Annotated in this window: 13 protein-coding genes and 2 tRNA genes; 11 read left to right on the top strand and 4 right to left on the bottom strand. The window is 71.6% G+C overall.

What is annotated here, in order from left to right; translation table 11 throughout:
* Positions 1-181: 181 nt before the first annotated feature.
* The 8 genes from gyrA to FDO65_RS19270 all read left to right on the top strand — a co-directional run bounded on the left by gyrA (position 182) and on the right by FDO65_RS19270 (position 9189).
* A complete protein-coding gene (gene gyrA / locus FDO65_RS19300) occupies positions 182-2689 on the top strand; it encodes a DNA gyrase subunit A (protein WP_137451359.1) in 2508 nt (835 codons plus the stop codon).
* Complete coding sequence (locus FDO65_RS22960) at positions 2686-3348, top strand: DUF3566 domain-containing protein (protein WP_240757723.1); 663 nt, start codon at positions 2686-2688, stop codon at positions 3346-3348. Before gyrA ends, FDO65_RS22960 begins: the two co-directional genes overlap by 4 nt.
* 149 nt (positions 3349-3497) lie before the next feature.
* Positions 3498-5027 (top strand): 3' terminal RNA ribose 2'-O-methyltransferase Hen1, encoded by a 1530-nt coding sequence (locus tag FDO65_RS19290; protein WP_137451358.1) that lies wholly within the window; start codon positions 3498-3500, stop codon positions 5025-5027.
* Positions 5024-7735: a polynucleotide kinase-phosphatase gene (locus FDO65_RS19285; protein WP_137451357.1), complete on the top strand. Its 2712-nt coding sequence runs from the start codon at positions 5024-5026 to the stop codon at positions 7733-7735. Before FDO65_RS19290 ends, FDO65_RS19285 begins: the two co-directional genes overlap by 4 nt.
* On the top strand, positions 7732-8679 hold the full coding sequence (locus FDO65_RS19280) for a nucleotidyltransferase domain-containing protein (protein ID WP_205850175.1): 948 nt from the start codon (positions 7732-7734) through the stop codon (positions 8677-8679). Before FDO65_RS19285 ends, FDO65_RS19280 begins: the two co-directional genes overlap by 4 nt.
* Positions 8680-8743: 64 nt before the next feature.
* A tRNA-Ile gene (locus FDO65_RS19275) sits at positions 8744-8820 on the top strand.
* Between the two features lie 123 nt (positions 8821-8943).
* The gene (locus FDO65_RS22320) at positions 8944-9084 is read left to right on the top strand and encodes a DLW-39 family protein (protein ID WP_166442298.1); all 141 of its coding nucleotides are present in this window, start codon (positions 8944-8946) and stop codon (positions 9082-9084) included.
* Between the two features lie 29 nt (positions 9085-9113).
* A tRNA-Ala gene (locus FDO65_RS19270) sits at positions 9114-9189 on the top strand.
* A 15-nt stretch (positions 9190-9204) separates the two neighbouring features.
* On the opposite strand, the gene FDO65_RS19265 is transcribed toward FDO65_RS19270, so the two are convergent.
* Both FDO65_RS19265 and FDO65_RS19260 read right to left on the bottom strand, forming a co-directional pair.
* Positions 9205-10068 carry a nucleotidyl transferase AbiEii/AbiGii toxin family protein gene (locus tag FDO65_RS19265; protein WP_137451356.1) on the bottom strand — a complete coding sequence of 288 codons (864 nt, stop codon included), beginning with the start codon at positions 10066-10068 and terminating at the stop codon, positions 9205-9207.
* Positions 10065-10622 carry a type IV toxin-antitoxin system AbiEi family antitoxin domain-containing protein gene (locus FDO65_RS19260; RefSeq protein WP_137451355.1) on the bottom strand — a complete coding sequence of 186 codons (558 nt, stop codon included), beginning with the start codon at positions 10620-10622 and terminating at the stop codon, positions 10065-10067. Before FDO65_RS19260 ends, FDO65_RS19265 begins: the two co-directional genes overlap by 4 nt.
* A 145-nt stretch (positions 10623-10767) precedes the next feature.
* Between FDO65_RS19260 and FDO65_RS19255 the strand changes: the two genes are divergently transcribed.
* The gene (locus tag FDO65_RS19255; protein WP_166442297.1) at positions 10768-12009 is read left to right on the top strand and encodes an NAD(P)/FAD-dependent oxidoreductase; all 1242 of its coding nucleotides are present in this window, start codon (positions 10768-10770) and stop codon (positions 12007-12009) included.
* Between the two features lie 9 nt (positions 12010-12018).
* Positions 12019-12513 carry a DUF2306 domain-containing protein gene (locus FDO65_RS19250; protein ID WP_137451353.1) on the top strand — a complete coding sequence of 165 codons (495 nt, stop codon included), beginning with the start codon at positions 12019-12021 and terminating at the stop codon, positions 12511-12513.
* A 7-nt stretch (positions 12514-12520) separates the two neighbouring features.
* Here the strand turns inward: FDO65_RS19250 and FDO65_RS19245 are convergent, their stop codons facing one another.
* Both FDO65_RS19245 and FDO65_RS19240 read right to left on the bottom strand, forming a co-directional pair.
* Complete coding sequence (locus tag FDO65_RS19245; RefSeq protein ID WP_240757722.1) at positions 12521-13015, bottom strand: nucleoside deaminase; 495 nt, start codon at positions 13013-13015, stop codon at positions 12521-12523.
* Entirely contained in the window at positions 13012-14001 is a 990-nt protein-coding gene (locus FDO65_RS19240) for a hypothetical protein (protein ID WP_137451352.1), read from the bottom strand. Before FDO65_RS19240 ends, FDO65_RS19245 begins: the two co-directional genes overlap by 4 nt.
* Before the next feature lie 203 nt (positions 14002-14204).
* On the opposite strand from FDO65_RS19240, the gene FDO65_RS19235 reads away from it, so the two are divergent.
* Complete coding sequence (locus FDO65_RS19235) at positions 14205-15134, top strand: NADP-dependent oxidoreductase (RefSeq protein ID WP_137451351.1); 930 nt, start codon at positions 14205-14207, stop codon at positions 15132-15134.
* Positions 15135-15190: the final 56 nt, after the last annotated feature.

Raw genomic sequence — 15190 nt, 5'->3', positions numbered from 1 at the left:
CACGCCGAATCCCCTGGGTGACCGGGAAATGATCTCCAGGTATCCATCCGGTGATTCGGCGCCGCTCTTTCGTGGAGCGCAAAGCTATGCACAGTGATCATCCACATGTGGATATCCCCGGCCGGCCGAGTGATCGGCTCGCACGGACGGGGAACTCCGCCGCCTCGGAGGTAGGCATTCCGTGACAGGACCCACCACTGGAGAACACGACCGCACCGAACCGGTCGATATCCAGCAGGAGATGCAGCGGTCGTTCATCGACTACGCGATGAGCGTCATCGTCAGCCGCGCGCTGCCCGACGTGCGGGACGGTCTGAAGCCCGTCCACCGGCGGGTGCTGTACGGCATGTTCGACGCCGGTTTCCGCCCCGACCGCAGCACCGTCAAGTCGTCCCGGGTCGTCGGCGAGGTGATGGGCAACTACCACCCGCACGGCGACAGCCCGATCTACGACTCCGTCGTCCGCATGGCGCAGCCGTGGTCGTTGCGTTATCTGATGATCGACGGCCAGGGCAACTTCGGCTCGATGGGCAACGACCCGCCCGCGGCCATGCGGTACACCGAGTGCCGGCTGACGCCGCTGGCCATGCTGATGCTCGACGGCATCACCGAAGACACCGTCGACATGGTGCCGAACTACGACAGCAAGACCACCGAGCCGACGGTGCTGCCGTCGCGGATCCCCAACCTGTTGGTCAACGGCTCGTCGGGCATCGCGGTCGGCATGGCCACCAACATCCCGCCGCACAACCTTCGCGAGGTGGCCGCCGCCGTCACCTGGTACCTCGAACACCCCGAGGCCAGCGCCGAGGAACTCCTCGAGGCGGCGATGGAGTTCATCAAGGGGCCGGACTTCCCGACCCGTGGCCTCATCGTCGGCGGCGACGGCATCGCCGACGCCTACAAGACCGGCCGCGGTTCGATCCGCATGCGGGCCGTCGTCAACACCGACGAGGACGCCCGCGGTCGCACCATCCTGGTCGTCACCGAGCTGCCCTATCAGGTCAACCCGGACAACCTGGTCGAGAACATCGCCGGCCTGGTCAAGGACGGCAAGATCGCCGGCATCGCCGACATCGCCGACGAGTCGTCCGACCGCGTCGGTATGCGGCTGGTCGTCACGCTCAAGCGGGACGCCGTCGCCAAGGTCGTGCTGGCCAACCTGTTCAAGCACACCCAGCTGCAGACCAGCTTCGGCGCGAACATGCTGGCGATCGTCGACGGGGTGCCGCGCACCCTGCGGCTGGACCAGATGATCAGCCTGTACGTGGCCCACCAGATCGAGGTCATCCAGCGGCGCACCCGCTACCGCCTCAACAAGGCCGAGGAACGGGCCCACATCCTGCGTGGCCTGGTCAAGGCCCTGGACATGCTGGACGAGGTCATCGCCCTCATCCGGCGGTCGCCGTCGGCCGAGGAGTCCAAGTCGGGCCTGATGGCGCTGCTGGACGTCGACGAGATCCAGGCCGTCGCGATCCTGGACATGCAGCTGCGTCGCCTTGCCGCCCTGGAGCGGCAGAAGATCATCGACGACCTGGCCGAGATCGAGCTGGTCATCGCCGACCTGCGCGACATCCTCGACAAGCCGGAGCGGCAGCGGGCCATCGTCCGTGACGAGCTGGCCGAGGCGGTCGAGAAGCACGGCGACGAGCGGCGCACCCGGCTGGTGCCCTACGACGGGGACGTCTCGGTCGAGGACCTCATCGCCGTCGAGGACGTGGTCGTCACCATCACGCGCACCGGCTACGCCAAGCGGACGAAGACCGACCTGTACCGGGCGCAGAAGCGCGGCGGCAAGGGCGTGCAGGGCGCGGCGCTGAAGCAGGACGACATCGTCGCCCACTTCTTCGTCTCCTCCACCCACGACTGGATCCTGTTCTTCACCAACAAGGGCCGGGTCTACCGGGCGAAGGCGTACGAGCTGCCGGAGGCCAACCGCAACGCCCGCGGTCAGCACGTCGCCAACCTGCTGGCCTTCCAGCCGGACGAGCGGATCGCCCAGGTCATCCAGATCCGCAACTACGCCGTCTCGCCGTACCTGGTGCTGGCGACCAAGGGCGGTCTGGTCAAGAAGAGCGAGCTGACTGCGTTCGACTCCAACCGGTCCGGTGGCCTGCAGGCCATCAACCTGCGCGAGGACGACGAGCTGGTCGGCGCGGTGCTGTGCTCGGCCACCGACGACCTGCTGCTCATCTCGGCGGAGGGTCAGTCGATCCGCTTCCACGCCTCCGACGAGGCGCTCCGCCCGATGGGCCGGGCCACGTCCGGGGTGCTCGGCATGCGCTTCAACGAGGGCGACGAGCTGCTGTCCATGGAGGTCGCGCGCGAGGGCGGCCAGGTGCTGGTGGCCACCGAACGCGGCTACGCCAAGCGCACCGACATGGACGAGTACCCGGTCCAGGGTCGCGGCGGCAAGGGCGTGCTGACCATCCAGTACGACCGTCGGCGTGGCAAGCTGGTGGGCGCGCTGATCGTCGACCTGGACACCGAGGTCTACGCGATCACTTCCGGGGGCGGGGTCATCCGGACCCAGGCCCGTGAGGTCCGGAAGGCCAAGCGGCAGACGATGGGAGTGCGGCTGATGAACCTGTCCGAGGGGGACAGCCTCGTGGCCATCGCCCGGAACGCCGACGAGGTGCTGGAGGCGGCCATCGATCCGGCGCCCGGCAGCGGGGGTGAGTCGTCGTGAACGCCCGGCAGCAGCCCGGCTCGTCCCGGGCCGGGTCGGGCCAGGTCCGCGACGACGTCGCCGAACCGGACGCCGGGCAGCGGGGTGACGCCCGCCCTGCGGGTGGGCCCGGCGCGGTGACCGACGGGTCCCGGGGCAGCCACGCGCGTCCCGAGCCGTCCGTTGACGGCAACGGCGGTCCGGGTCTGGCCCCGCCGCAGCACGTCGGACCCAACGGACCCAACGGTCCGACCGGCCGGACCGCCGCGAGCCGACCGGACGTCCGCCGGCCGAAGACCCCGCGCCGGCCCCCGCGGCTGGCGTCGTTGCAGCTCAAGCGGGTCGACCCGTGGACGGTGCTGAAGATCAGCCTCATCGTTTCGGTCGTCATGTTCTTCGTGTGGATGATCGCCGTGGCGATCCTCTACTACACGCTGGATGCGATGAGCGTCTGGTCGAAGATCAACGACACGTTCTCGACGCTGACCTCGTCGCCGGACACCGCCGCGGCCGGGCAGACCGACCTCATCACCCCGCTGTGGGTGTTCGGCATCACCGCGGTCGGTGGCGCCGTGAACATCGTGCTGTTCACGCTGCTGGCCACCGTGGGGGCGTTCGTCTACAACGCGGCCGCCGCCATGTCCGGCGGGGTCGAGCTGACCCTGGGCGAACGGGACTGACGCCGCTCCACCTGAACGACCGCAGCCGATCCGCCGTCATGCCTACCGGGGTGACAGCGGGTCGGCTGTCGTCGTCCTGGCGGACCGGTGCGCCACCACCGGGCTAATTGACCGGCGTTGCGAACACCGGTCCGGCAGAGTGGCTCCTCGTGCTCCTCACGATCACCACGACGCACCGACCGGCCACCGACCTGGGCTTCCTGCTGCACAAGCACCCCGGTCGCGTGCAGTCGTTCCCGCAGTCCAGTGGAACCGCGCACGTCTTCTATCCGCAGGCCGACGAGGTCCGGTGCACGGCGGCGCTGCTGCTCGAGGTCGACCCGATCGCCCTGGTCCGCGGACGTCGGGAGGGCGACACCGGCTTCCCGCTCGGTCGGTATGTCAACGACCGGCCGTACGTGGCGTCCAGCCTGCTGGCCGTCGCGCTGCAGAGCGTGTTCGGCACCGCCGCCGCCGGCGTCTGCAAGCTCCGGCCGGAGCTCGCCGCGACCCCGCTGCCGTTGGAGATCGGCGTTCCGGCGCTCCCGGGGGACGTCGACCTGGTAGGGCGACTGTTCACCCCGCTCGGCTGGTCCGTCGAGGCCACGGCGCCGCCGCTCGATCCCGACGTTCCGGACTGGGGTGCCGCACCGGTCGTCTCCGTGCGGCTGTCCGGGACGCTGCGGCTCGCCGACGCCCTCCGTCAGTTGTACGTCCTGCTGCCGGTGCTCGACGGTGGCCAGCACTACTGGGTGGACGAGGCCGAGGTCGACAAGCTCGTGCGGGCCGGCTCCGGCTGGCTGACCGACCACCCGGAGCGCGACTTCATCACCCGCCGCTACCTGGCCGGGCAACGGGATCTGACCCGGGACGCCCGGGAACGACTCGACGGGGCCCACCGGGTCGCCGCCGGTGCGCCGTCGGTGGTCGGCGCCGACTTGTCATACCCGCATGTTCCGAAGGGGGCCGACGATGCGGGTATGACAAGTCGACCGGCCGAGGCGGACTCGGTCGCGGCGAAGGGACGGCTGCGGGAGCAGCGCCACGCCGCCGTGCTGGATGCGGTGCGCGCCGCGCGGCCGCGGGTCGTCGGCGACCTCGGATGCGGCTCCGGGGCCCTGGTGGCCGACCTCGCCGCGCTGCCGGGCGTGGAACGGGTGGTAGCCACCGACGTGTCGGCCGGGGCGCTCGCCGCGGCCGCCCGCCGGCTCCACCTGGACGACGACGCCGTCACCGACCGGCTCGACCGGTTCGACGCCGACGGGGTTGATCGGCCCGGGCATGGCGACCCGCCGCCGGGCCGGGAGCACCGGATCCGGCTCTTCCAGTCGGCCCTGACCTACCGCGACCCGCGGCTGACCGGTCTGGACGTCGCCGTGCTGATGGAGGTCGTCGAACACGTCGACCTCGACCGGCTGCCGGCCCTGGAACGGGCGGTGTTCGCCGACGCGGCGCCGTCGACGGTCGTCGTCACCACCCCGAACGTCGAGTACAACGTCCACTACCCGGCGCTGGTCGCCGGCGGCCGACGGCACCCGGACCACCGCTTCGAATGGACCCGCGCCGAGTTCACGGCCTGGTCCGACCGCGTCGCCGCCGTCCACGGCTACACCGTCACCCGCCGCCCGGTGGGGCCGGTGGACGAGCTCGTCGGCGCCCCGACCCAACTGGCCGTCTTCACCCGGGAGGTGTCGCGATGAACCGGACCGCACCGGGCCGCGGGTCGACTCCGGAACCGAGCGACCCGACCGTGCTCACCGTCCCCGAGGTCGCGTTGATCATCCTCATCGGGGTCACCGGGTCGGGGAAGTCGTCGTTTGCCCGTCGACTGTTCCGGCCCACCGAGATCGTCTCGTCCGACGCCTGCCGGGCGATGGTCGCCGACGACGAGAACGACCAGGACGCCACCGCGGCCGCGTTCGAGCTGGTCAACACCATCGTCGGGCTCCGGCTGGCCGCCGGTCGGCTGACCGTCGTGGACGCCACCAGCGTCCAGCCGGCGGCCCGGGCGTCCCTGCTGGCCGTGGCCAAGGCGCACGACGTGCTGCCGATCGCCGTGGTCCTCGACCTGCCGATGGACGACCTGCTGACCCGGCACGCCGCCCGCACCGACCGGCCGTTCGGCGCGGACGTGGTGCGCCGGCAGCACGACCAGCTGCGCCGGGGGATGAAACAGCGCGGCGGGCTGTCCGGGGAAGGGTTCCGCGGCGTGCACTTCCTGCGTTCGGCCGCCGCGGTCGATGCGGTCACGACGGTCCGCCGGGAGCGCCTGCGCACCGACCGGCGGGACGAGACCGGGCCGTTCGACGTCATCGGCGACGTGCACGGGTGCCGGGCCGAGCTGGAGACGCTGCTCGACCGGCTCGGGTACGCGATCACCCGGGACGAGGACGGCCGCGCCGTCGACGCCGCGCACCCGACGCGGCGGGCGGTCTTCGTCGGCGACCTGGTCGATCGGGGGCCGGACACGCCGGGGGTGCTGCGGCTGGTGATGGGCATGGTGGCGGCCGGGCACGCCCTCTGTGTGGCCGGCAACCATGAGGACAAGCTGGCCCGGGCGCTGGCGGGCCGGAAGGTGACGGTGTCGCACGGCCTGGCCGAGTCGCTGGACCAACTGAGGGTGGAGTCCGCCGAACTCCAGGCCGAGGTCCGCACCTTCCTGGACGGGCTGATCTCGCACTACGTGCTGGACGGCGGTCGGCTGGCCGTCGCCCACGCCGGGGTGCTGGAGCGCTACCAGAACCGGGCGTCCAAGCGGGTGCGCGAATTCTGCCTGTACGGGCAGGTCGACGGCACCCGGGACGACTACGGGCTGCCGGTCCGCGGTGACTGGGCCCGCGACTACCGCGGCCGCGCGACCGTGCTCTACGGGCACACGCCGGTGGCCGCGCCGACCTGGGTGAACGACACGATGTGCCTGGACACCGGGTGCGTCTTCGGTGGGCACCTGACCGCGCTGCGGTACCCGGAGCGCGAGCTCGTCGCGGTGCCGGCGCTGGCCGTGCACCACGAGCCGAGCCGGCCGTTCCCGGTGCACCCGGGTCTGCGGCCGATGGACGCACCCGAGGTTGTTCCCATCGAGGCGCCGGACCTGGTTCCGCCGGTCGAGGCGGTCACGGAATCCGCGCTACCGGTCGACCAGGCGCCGGCGGAGCGGCGGGACCCGCAGGACCTGCACATCGGTGACGTCCTGGGCAATCGCGGCGTACACACCCGGTACGCCGGGCGGGTCAAGGTGCGCACCGAGCAGGCGGCGGCCGCGCTGGAGGTGATGAGCCGGTTCGCCATCGATCCGCGGGCGCTGGTGTACCTGCCGCCGACGATGAGCCCGGTGACGACGTCGTCGCGGCCGGGTCTGCTGGAGCACCCGGACGAGGCGTTCGCCACGTTCCGGGAGGCCGGGGTGGGCCAGGTGGTCGCCGAGGAGAAGCACATGGGCTCCCGGGCGACGCTGCTGATCGGTGCCGCGAAGGGTGCGTTGACCGAGCGGTTCGGGGTGCCGGACGGGGCGGTGTGGACGCGGACCGGTCGGTCGTTCTTCGGCCCCGAGCGGACGGCGCTGCTGGTCGACCGCATGCGGGCGGCCGCCGAGCGGGCGGGGCTGTTCGCCGAACTCGGGACGTCCTGGTTGGTGCTGGACGCCGAAATCCTGCCGTGGAGCGTGAAGGCCGAGCCGTTGATCCGGGAGCAGTACGCGTCGGTGGCCGCGGCTGCGGGCGTGGCGTTGCCGGCGTCGGTGGCCGCGCTCGAGCAGGCGGCCGCGGCGGGTCTGGACGTCGGTGACCTGCTGGACCGCACCCGTCGACGGGTCGAGGACGTCGCCGGTTTCCGGGACGCCTACCGGCGATATCGCGCCGACACCGACCCGGACCGTCTCGGTGGGGTGGGGGTCGCCGTGTTCCAGGTGCTGGCCGCCGAGGGGGCGACGTTCGCCGACCGCCCGCACGCCTGGCACCTGGACGTGGCCGACCGGCTGGTCGCCACGGACCCGGAGCTGGGCGTGCGCACGGACCGGCGGGTCGTCGACCTGGCCGACCCGGAGTCCGCGGCGGCTGCCGTGACCTGGTGGGAGGAGATGACCACTGCCGGCGGGGAGGGGATGGTCGTCAAACCGGCCGGCAACCTGACCCGCACCCCCGACGGTCGACGGCTCGTCCAGCCGGGTCTGAAGGTGCGCGGGCCGGAGTACCTGCGGCTCATCTACGGGCCGGAGTACCGGCAGCCGGCGAACCTCGAACGGCTCCGGTCCCGGCAGGTCGGAGCGAAACGCTCGCTGGCCCTGCGGGAGTACGCGATCGGCCTGGAGGGCCTCGACCGGTTGGTCGCCGGGGAGCCGCTGTGGCGGGTGCACCAGTGCGCGTTCGCGGTGCTGGCTCTGGAGTCCGAGCCCGTGGACCCGCGGCTGTGACCGGCCGACCGGCCCGGGTCATCCGGGGTGACCGCACCCTGCCGCCCGGCTACGACCACCCGCACGCCTCCGAGGCGGCCCGCCGGCTGGCCGAACGCGGGCAGATCCTGCGGGTACAGGTCGGGTCCGGCGTGCACGGCACCGCGATCGGCGGCCAGGACGACCGCGACGAGATGGGGATCTGCCTGGAACCGGCCGAGTTCGTCACCGGTCTGGCCCGGGTGCCGGCCGGGGTCCGGGCCGAGGCGCCACCCGACGGGTCCGGGGACGACGGTGCCGCGCTGGGTCAGCCGGGGACCGTGGCGTTCGAGCAGTACCAACGGCACACCGTGTGGGACCGGCCGGGCGGGTTGGCCAACCGGTCCGGGGCCGGCGATCTCGACGTCGTCGTCTATTCGCTGCGCAAGTGGTGCCGGTTGGCCCTGGCCGGCAATCCGACCGTGCTGCTGGTGCTCTTCGTCCCCGACGAGGAGGTGGTCGTGCGGGACACCGTCGGCTGCGAGCTCGTCGAGAACGGGCACCGCTTCGTCTCCCGTCTGGCCGGCGACCGGTTCCTCGGGTACCTGGCCTCCCAGCGGGCGTCGATGGTCGGCGCCGGAGCCCGCACGAACCGGCCCGAGCTGGTCGCCGCGCACGGGTACGACACCAAGTTCGCCATGCACGCGCTCCGTCTGGGATTCCAGGGCGTCGAGCTGCTGAGGACCGGGCGCATCACGCTGCCGGTGCCGGAACCGGCGCTCGGCGAGTTGCGGGCAGTGCGGCGCGGCGAGGTGCCGGTGGAGCAGGTGGTGCGTCGCATCGACGACGTGGCCGCCGAATTGGAGTCGCTCAACCGATCGCCGCGGGTGCCCGACCAGCCCGACCGGGCCTGGGTCGACGGGTTCCTGCACCGTGCGCATCTGGCCTACTGGGCCGATCCGGACGGTGACCGATTTGGGAGCTGATCGCGCTCTGGGGTAACCTCGTTCGTCGCTGCTTCCGGCTGGTCCGGAGGGTGCGAAGTAGTGCGGGCCTATAGCTCAGGCGGTTAGAGCGCTTCCCTGATAAGGAAGAGGTCGGAGGTTCAAGTCCTCCTAGGCCCACCACACAGTTCGGCTCGGCGGGACGTGGTCCCGTTCGGTTCTCTTCCCCCCACCGCCATCGTCGGTGTGGACGTCCAGCGGTAGCCTCGGACCCGGAAGTGCCCGCGACAACCAGGACGGTGTCCCGTGAAGAAGCTCGCTCTGCTGCTGGCCGCCGGTGGCGCCCTGGCCGCCGTGGTGGTCCGCCGCCGACAGGCCGCCGCCGCCGAAGCCGCGCTCTGGGACCAGGCCACCTCCACCCCGGCACCGCCCCGCACCACCGCCTGAACCGCATCTGGATCCTCGGATCCAGGCCCGGGGACGTAGCTCAATTGGCAGAGCACCGCCTTTGCAAGGCGGGGGTTGGGAGTTCGATTCTCCTCGTCTCCACCAGAAGCTGTTCGCGCGCTATCTGCGAGGCACGGCGTCACCGTGGCTGAACACGGGATCCAGGTACGAGGCCACCAGCGCCATCTGCTGGTCGAGGTCCGCTTCGCACACCGCTTCCAGTCGCTCCTTGCGACGCCAGGCAGCCCACTTGGCCTGGCCGATCTGTCCGTAGCCGGCAACGTGCGGTGCGATGCGTTCGAGGGAAACGTTGCGGTAGCGGGCCACGGCTTGCGCAGAGCGGAGCAGCTCGTCAGCATCGATTCCTTGCCGGGCAAGCTGGACGATGTCGACGTAGTCGCGCCACGTCGTGCTGGTGATGCCCCGCTCCAGGATGGTGACGCCCTTCTCGGCGATCGTGGTCTCGGACGCGTACCCGAGCAGCACGAACGGGTCGCCCACGATGCGATCGATGCGCACCTTGCGGGGGGCGGGCACGATCGGATCTCCGGTGGAGACATCCCACGCGGCCGCGCCCTTCCACGGCCCGATCGACACACCGAGCCGGACCCGGAGTCCAGGGTAGGCGGCGTGCTCGCGGATCTCTTGCACACTGACCGAGTCGAGATCAAACACCACCCCGTCATCGGTCTCGACCGCGACGAGGTCATGGACGACGTCGATGAGGTGACCGGCGGTGACGTCTGCTCCGATGGCGTTCGCATCGGCGTCCTTCGTCGGGCGCCGCACCCCGTAAGCGGCCAGCAGAATCCCGCCTTTGAGCACGAAGTCATCGGCATGCGCCGTGCGAGAGAGACGATCCAGGAACGACTCCAGCGTGTGCCGGATCAAATACTCCTGCGTCGGCGTAGCGACTCCGGTCTTCGCCGCTGCCGACCGTGCCGCGGACTGGATGCGGCGGAACGCCTCATCGCCTGGGCTCATCCCAATGCCTCTAGCGCTTGGAGGACGGGAGACTTCGCCCGGGGGAGGCGAGAGGCGATCTCCATCAGCGAAGTAGGTTTCCCGCCGCGGCGCAGCCACTCCTTCACTGCCTCCCGTGCGAGCTCGTATCCGACCTCTCCACGCAGGCGGAACGCGTCCGCGATCGACCGCTCGGGCGAGTAGATACCGACCGTCTGACCCGTGCCCGGGATCAGGATCTCCTTCCGGCCGATGTCAAACGTGGCCTGATCGAACTGATGCCAAGCGATAGCGCCATCGCTCGCCGGTATGCGCGACCCCCGTGGGATCGCGACGTCCAACGCCGCGGGGATCGCATCGGTCAGGTCATGATGAGCGAGCGCCGACGCCAAACAGATCGTGGCATCCGAGCGACGAGTCGCGGCCTCGATCCAATCCCAGTCCGCCGCGTCCGCATCCGCCGGAAGGTAGATCCCACGAGCGATTCGCTTCAACCGCCCCTCGTGCGCTGCACGGTACAGCCCGCTGCGCGACATACCGGCCTCCTCGGCCGAGCCCGGCCTGACCGCCGCCATCGCCACCACCCTCGGTCTGACACAAAACGGATACACATAAAGATAGCTGATAACGAATTGTGCCGGTCCGGCCCCGTCCAACAGCATGTCGATGGCGAATACGGTCCGGCCCCCACCGTGCCGCGCCTGCCGTACCTTCCGTAACGTGACCGCCCCTTCCCGTTCCGATGTCGTCGTGGTCGGCGCTGGTCTCGCCGGCCTGGCCACCGCGAAGGCCCTGACCGAAGCGGGTATCGAGACCACCGTGGTCGAGGCGGCCGACGCGCCGGGCGGGCGGGTGCGGACCGATCTGGTGGACGGGTTCCGGTTGGACCGCGGGTTCCAGTTGCTCAACCCGTCGTACTCCGAGGCGCAACGGGTGCTGGACCTCGAGGCGCTCGACCTGCGGCCGTTCCAGGCTGGGGTGGTGGTGGCGATGGGCGGGAAGCGGCACACGCTGGGCGACCCGTTGCGGTTGCCGTCGTCGCTGCCCGGGGACCTGACCGCCCCCATCGCCTCGCTGAAGGAACGGCTCGCGCTCGTCGCCTGGGCGCTGCCGGTCGGGTACGGGCCGTCGTCTCGGATCAAACACGCCACCGACCGGACGCTGGCCGACGAGCTCGAACGGCGGGGGCTGCGCACCGTCACCGACCGGGTGCTGCGTCCGTTCCTGGCCGGGGTGCTGGCCGAACGGGAACTCTCCACGTCCCGCCGCCTGGGCGAACTGTTCCTGCGCGCGTTCCTGCGGGGCACCCCGTCGCTGCCCGCCGCCGGGATGCAGGCGATGCCCGACCAGCTGGCCGCCGCGCTACCCGCCGGCACCCTCCACCTGAACACCCGGGTCACCGACGTCCGCCCCGACCGGGTCGACACGGCTCAGGGCCCGATCAGCGCGAAGGCCGTCGTCGTCGCCACCGACGCGGCCACCGCCCGGACCTGGCTGCACCTGCCGGCGCGGCCGACGAAGGCACTCACCACGTTCTGGTTCCGGGCCGACGAGGCGCCGACCGACAGCGCGATCCTGCACGTCGACGGGGACGCGGACGGGCCGCTGGTCAACACCGGCGTCGTCAGCAACGTGGCCCCGACCTACGCCTCCGACGGGCATCTGGTGGCCGCGACCGTGCTCGGCACGGACGCCACCCTGGAACGGGCCGTCCGCGACCAGTGCGCCCGGGTCTACGGGTCTCCGACCGACCGCTGGGAGCTGCTGCGCGTCGACGTCATCCACGCCGCACTGCCGACGTTCCCGCCCGGCACCCCGCTGCGGTCACCCAACCTGGTCACCAGCGCCGACGGCCGGATCGTGGTCGCGGGGGACCACATCGACACCCCGTCGATCCAGGGTGCCCTCGTTTCGGGGAAGCGAGCCGCCCGGACGGTGCGGTCGATCCTCGCGGATACCTAGGATTCGGGCATGTTGCCCGCCTGGACGTGGCTCATCGCCCTGCACGCGATCGCGGCGAGCCTGGCCCTGGTGCTCGGCGCTTTCCAGTTCCTGCGCACCGCCAAGGGCGACCCACCGCACAGGGCCGTCGGCCGGATCTGGGTCGGCCTCATGCTCTACGTCGCCCTCGGGTCGTGGCTGTTCGGCGGCTACGACAGCCCCATCGACATCTTCCTGCGCGCGCTGGCCGTCTGGACCACGTTCAGCGTGATCATGGCCGTCGTCCAGGCCCGCCGCGGCCGCATCGACCGGCACCGAGGGTTCATGGTCGGCACCTACCTGGGTCTGATCGGCGCGTTCGTCGGCGTGCTGGCTGTGCGGACCCGCCGGGTCCCGGCCTGGTTCATCGCCGAGCCGTTGATGATGTCGCTCGTCGCGCTGGCGATCATCGCGGTCGGCGGGTTCGTCATCGCCGCGATCATGTTCGGCACCCGGCCCCGGCAACCCGTCACGACCGACGCCTGACCTCCGGTCAGCCGATCCGCTCGAAGGCCTGCCGATGCAACGCCCGCAGGTCGTCGGCCAGTTCGGGCGCCGGACCGCGGACAGCGACCCCGGGGGCCACCGCGCCCACCGGTAGCGGAGCCACCGGCGACGGCGGCGCGCCCCACTCCGACCGCCACGCCGTCAACTGCGCCGACGAACCGGCGTAGACGATCGGACCGAGACCGACCCAGGCGTGCGCGGCCGAGCACATCGGGCAGTGCTCGCCGGAGGTGTAGACCGTGGCGCGAGCACGCTCCGGCGGCGGGAGGTTCTCGGCCGACCACCGGGCCAGCTCGAACTCCGGGTGCCGGGTCTGGTCACCGGCGGCCGTCCGGTTCCGGTCCTCGGCCGCCACCGTGCCGTCGGCCAGCACGAGCACCGACCCGAACGGGTCGTCGCCGTCGGCCAACGCCGCACCGGCCAGCTCCACGCACCGGCGCAGATGCACCAGGTCGGCCTCGGTCACAGCTGCCGGGCTCACCGGTCGACCAGCTCGGCGTTGCGGGTCCCGTCCGACCGGCCGTCGACGGAGTGGGCCGCCTGGTCGTGATCGTCTAACAGGTGGACCGACCGCCGACCCGGCGCCGACGGCGGCTGCTCGGCCGCCCGGTACTCGTCCTCGGCCCGCTGCTGCTCCTCGATGCGCTTCTTGACCCGGCCGAGCCCCGGCAGCGATCCGATCAGCTCGTTGAGTTCCTTGGAGACGTCCAGCAGGTCGCGCAGGTCGGGGGCCACGGTGGCCAGGGTGTCCAGCACCGGCAGGATGTCGGCGTCGAGCTTGTCGACGATCGTCGGCAACGCATCGACCAGCTGGATGACCGCGGCGATCTCCCGATCGCTCGTGGTGTCGACGAGCTTGGCGACCAGCGGGTGGAGCCGGTCCAGCAGCGGGACGAACCGGTCGAGCAGCGGCTGCACCTGCGCGGTGAGGCCGGCCGTCTGATCGACCAGGCCGTCGGTGCGGTTGAGGATGCCGTCCGTCCGGGCGACCGCGCCCTCGGTCGAGTCCAGAATGTGCCCGGTGCGGCCGACCGCGTTCTCGGTGGAGTCCAGGATCCCGCCGGTCCGGGAGACGGCGGTCTCGGTGCTGTCGAGGATGCCGCCGGTGCGGGACACCGCCCCCTCGGTCGCGGCGAGGATCCCCGACGTCCGGCGGATCGCCGACTGGGTGCCGTCCAGTACCTCCTCGACCCGGACCATCACGCCGTCGACCTGGTCGACGATGCCGGTCGTCCGGGCCAGCACCTGCTCGGTGCTGTCCTCGATGGCGTCCACCCGGTCCACCGCGGCCGCCGCCCGCCGGACCAGTGTCTCGGCCTCGGACAGCAGCACCTGCACCCGCAGCAGCAGGGTGCCGACCTCGGCGACCATCGCGACCAGCCGGGGCACCAGGGCGATCGTCCGCTCTGCCGCCTCGTAACCGGCCCCGGCCAACTTCAGGACGTCACCCGGTCCGGGGATGCGCATGTCGGCTCCGATCCACTGCGGCGGGGAACTGGCCGGACCCCGGTCAGGACGCCCAGCGTAGGAGCGGATCGGCAGCACCGCCCGCCCCTTCATTTCCCAGCCCGTCGCGGTTCCACCGCCCGCGACCCGATCGCATCCGTCCGGGTCGTGGTACTCCTGCGGTACCGGGTCAGGTGACCGGCGCACGCAACCAGGAGGAAGCCATGCCCCGAGCCGTCGTGTTCGAGTCGTACGGAGGGCCGGAGGTCCTGAACGTCGTCGACGTCCCGCGGCCGGAACCCGAACCCGGGCAAATCCGGGTGCGGGTGACCGCCGCCGGCCTGAACCCGTACGACAGCAAGGTGCGCAGCGGCGCGATGTCCGGCGGGAAGCCGATCACGCGGCCCCGACGGGTCGGCACCGATTTCGCCGGTGTGATCGACGGCTTCGGCGGCCATTCCGACCTGTTCACCGGGGGCGAGCGGGTCGTCGGGCAGGCCACCGGGGCGGCCGCCGACTTCGTGCTCGCGACCGCCGAGAAACTGGTGGTGCTGCCCGATCACGTCGACGACGTCACGGGGGCGGCGATCGGGGTCGTCGGCACCACCGCGGTCCGTACCCTGGGCCTGGTCGACCTGCAGCCCGGGCAGGTGCTGCTGCTGCATGCGGCCGCCGGTGGCGTCGGCTCCTTCGTCACCCAGCTCGCCGTGGAACGCGGGGCCACCGTCATCGGCACGGCATCGGCCGCCAACCAGGACTATCTGCGGTCCCTCGGGGCCGTGCCCGTCGTCTACGGCGACGGGTGGGTCGAGCGGGTCCGCGCGGTCCTGGACCGCCCCGACGGCCCCGACCAGGTCGACGCGGTCATCGACGCCGCCGGCCGCGGGGTCGTCGAGGGCTCGCTCACGCTGGTGCGCGACGGCGGCCCGATCGTCACCATCGCCGACTTCGCGGCGAGCGGCCCGAACGTGCACGTCAGCACCGGCGGCGAACCCGGATTCGAGCACGCGCTGGTGGACGCGGTCGCCGCCGTCTCCCGCGGTGCGGTGACGGTCCGGGTGGCCGCGACGTACCCGCTGGAGCAGGTGCGCGAGGCGTTCACCGATGTCGACGGCGGATCCTCGACCGGCAAGGTCGTGCTGACCCTCGGTTGATCCCGCCGCCCGCCGCGCTGACTGTCCGTCAGTATCGGGGCTGGTCCGGGGCCTGC

The organism is Nakamurella flava (genome assembly GCF_005298075.1).
Taxonomy (GTDB): Bacteria; Actinomycetota; Actinomycetes; order Mycobacteriales; family Nakamurellaceae; genus Nakamurella; species Nakamurella flava.
This window is presented reverse-complemented; position numbering and strand designations above follow the sequence as displayed.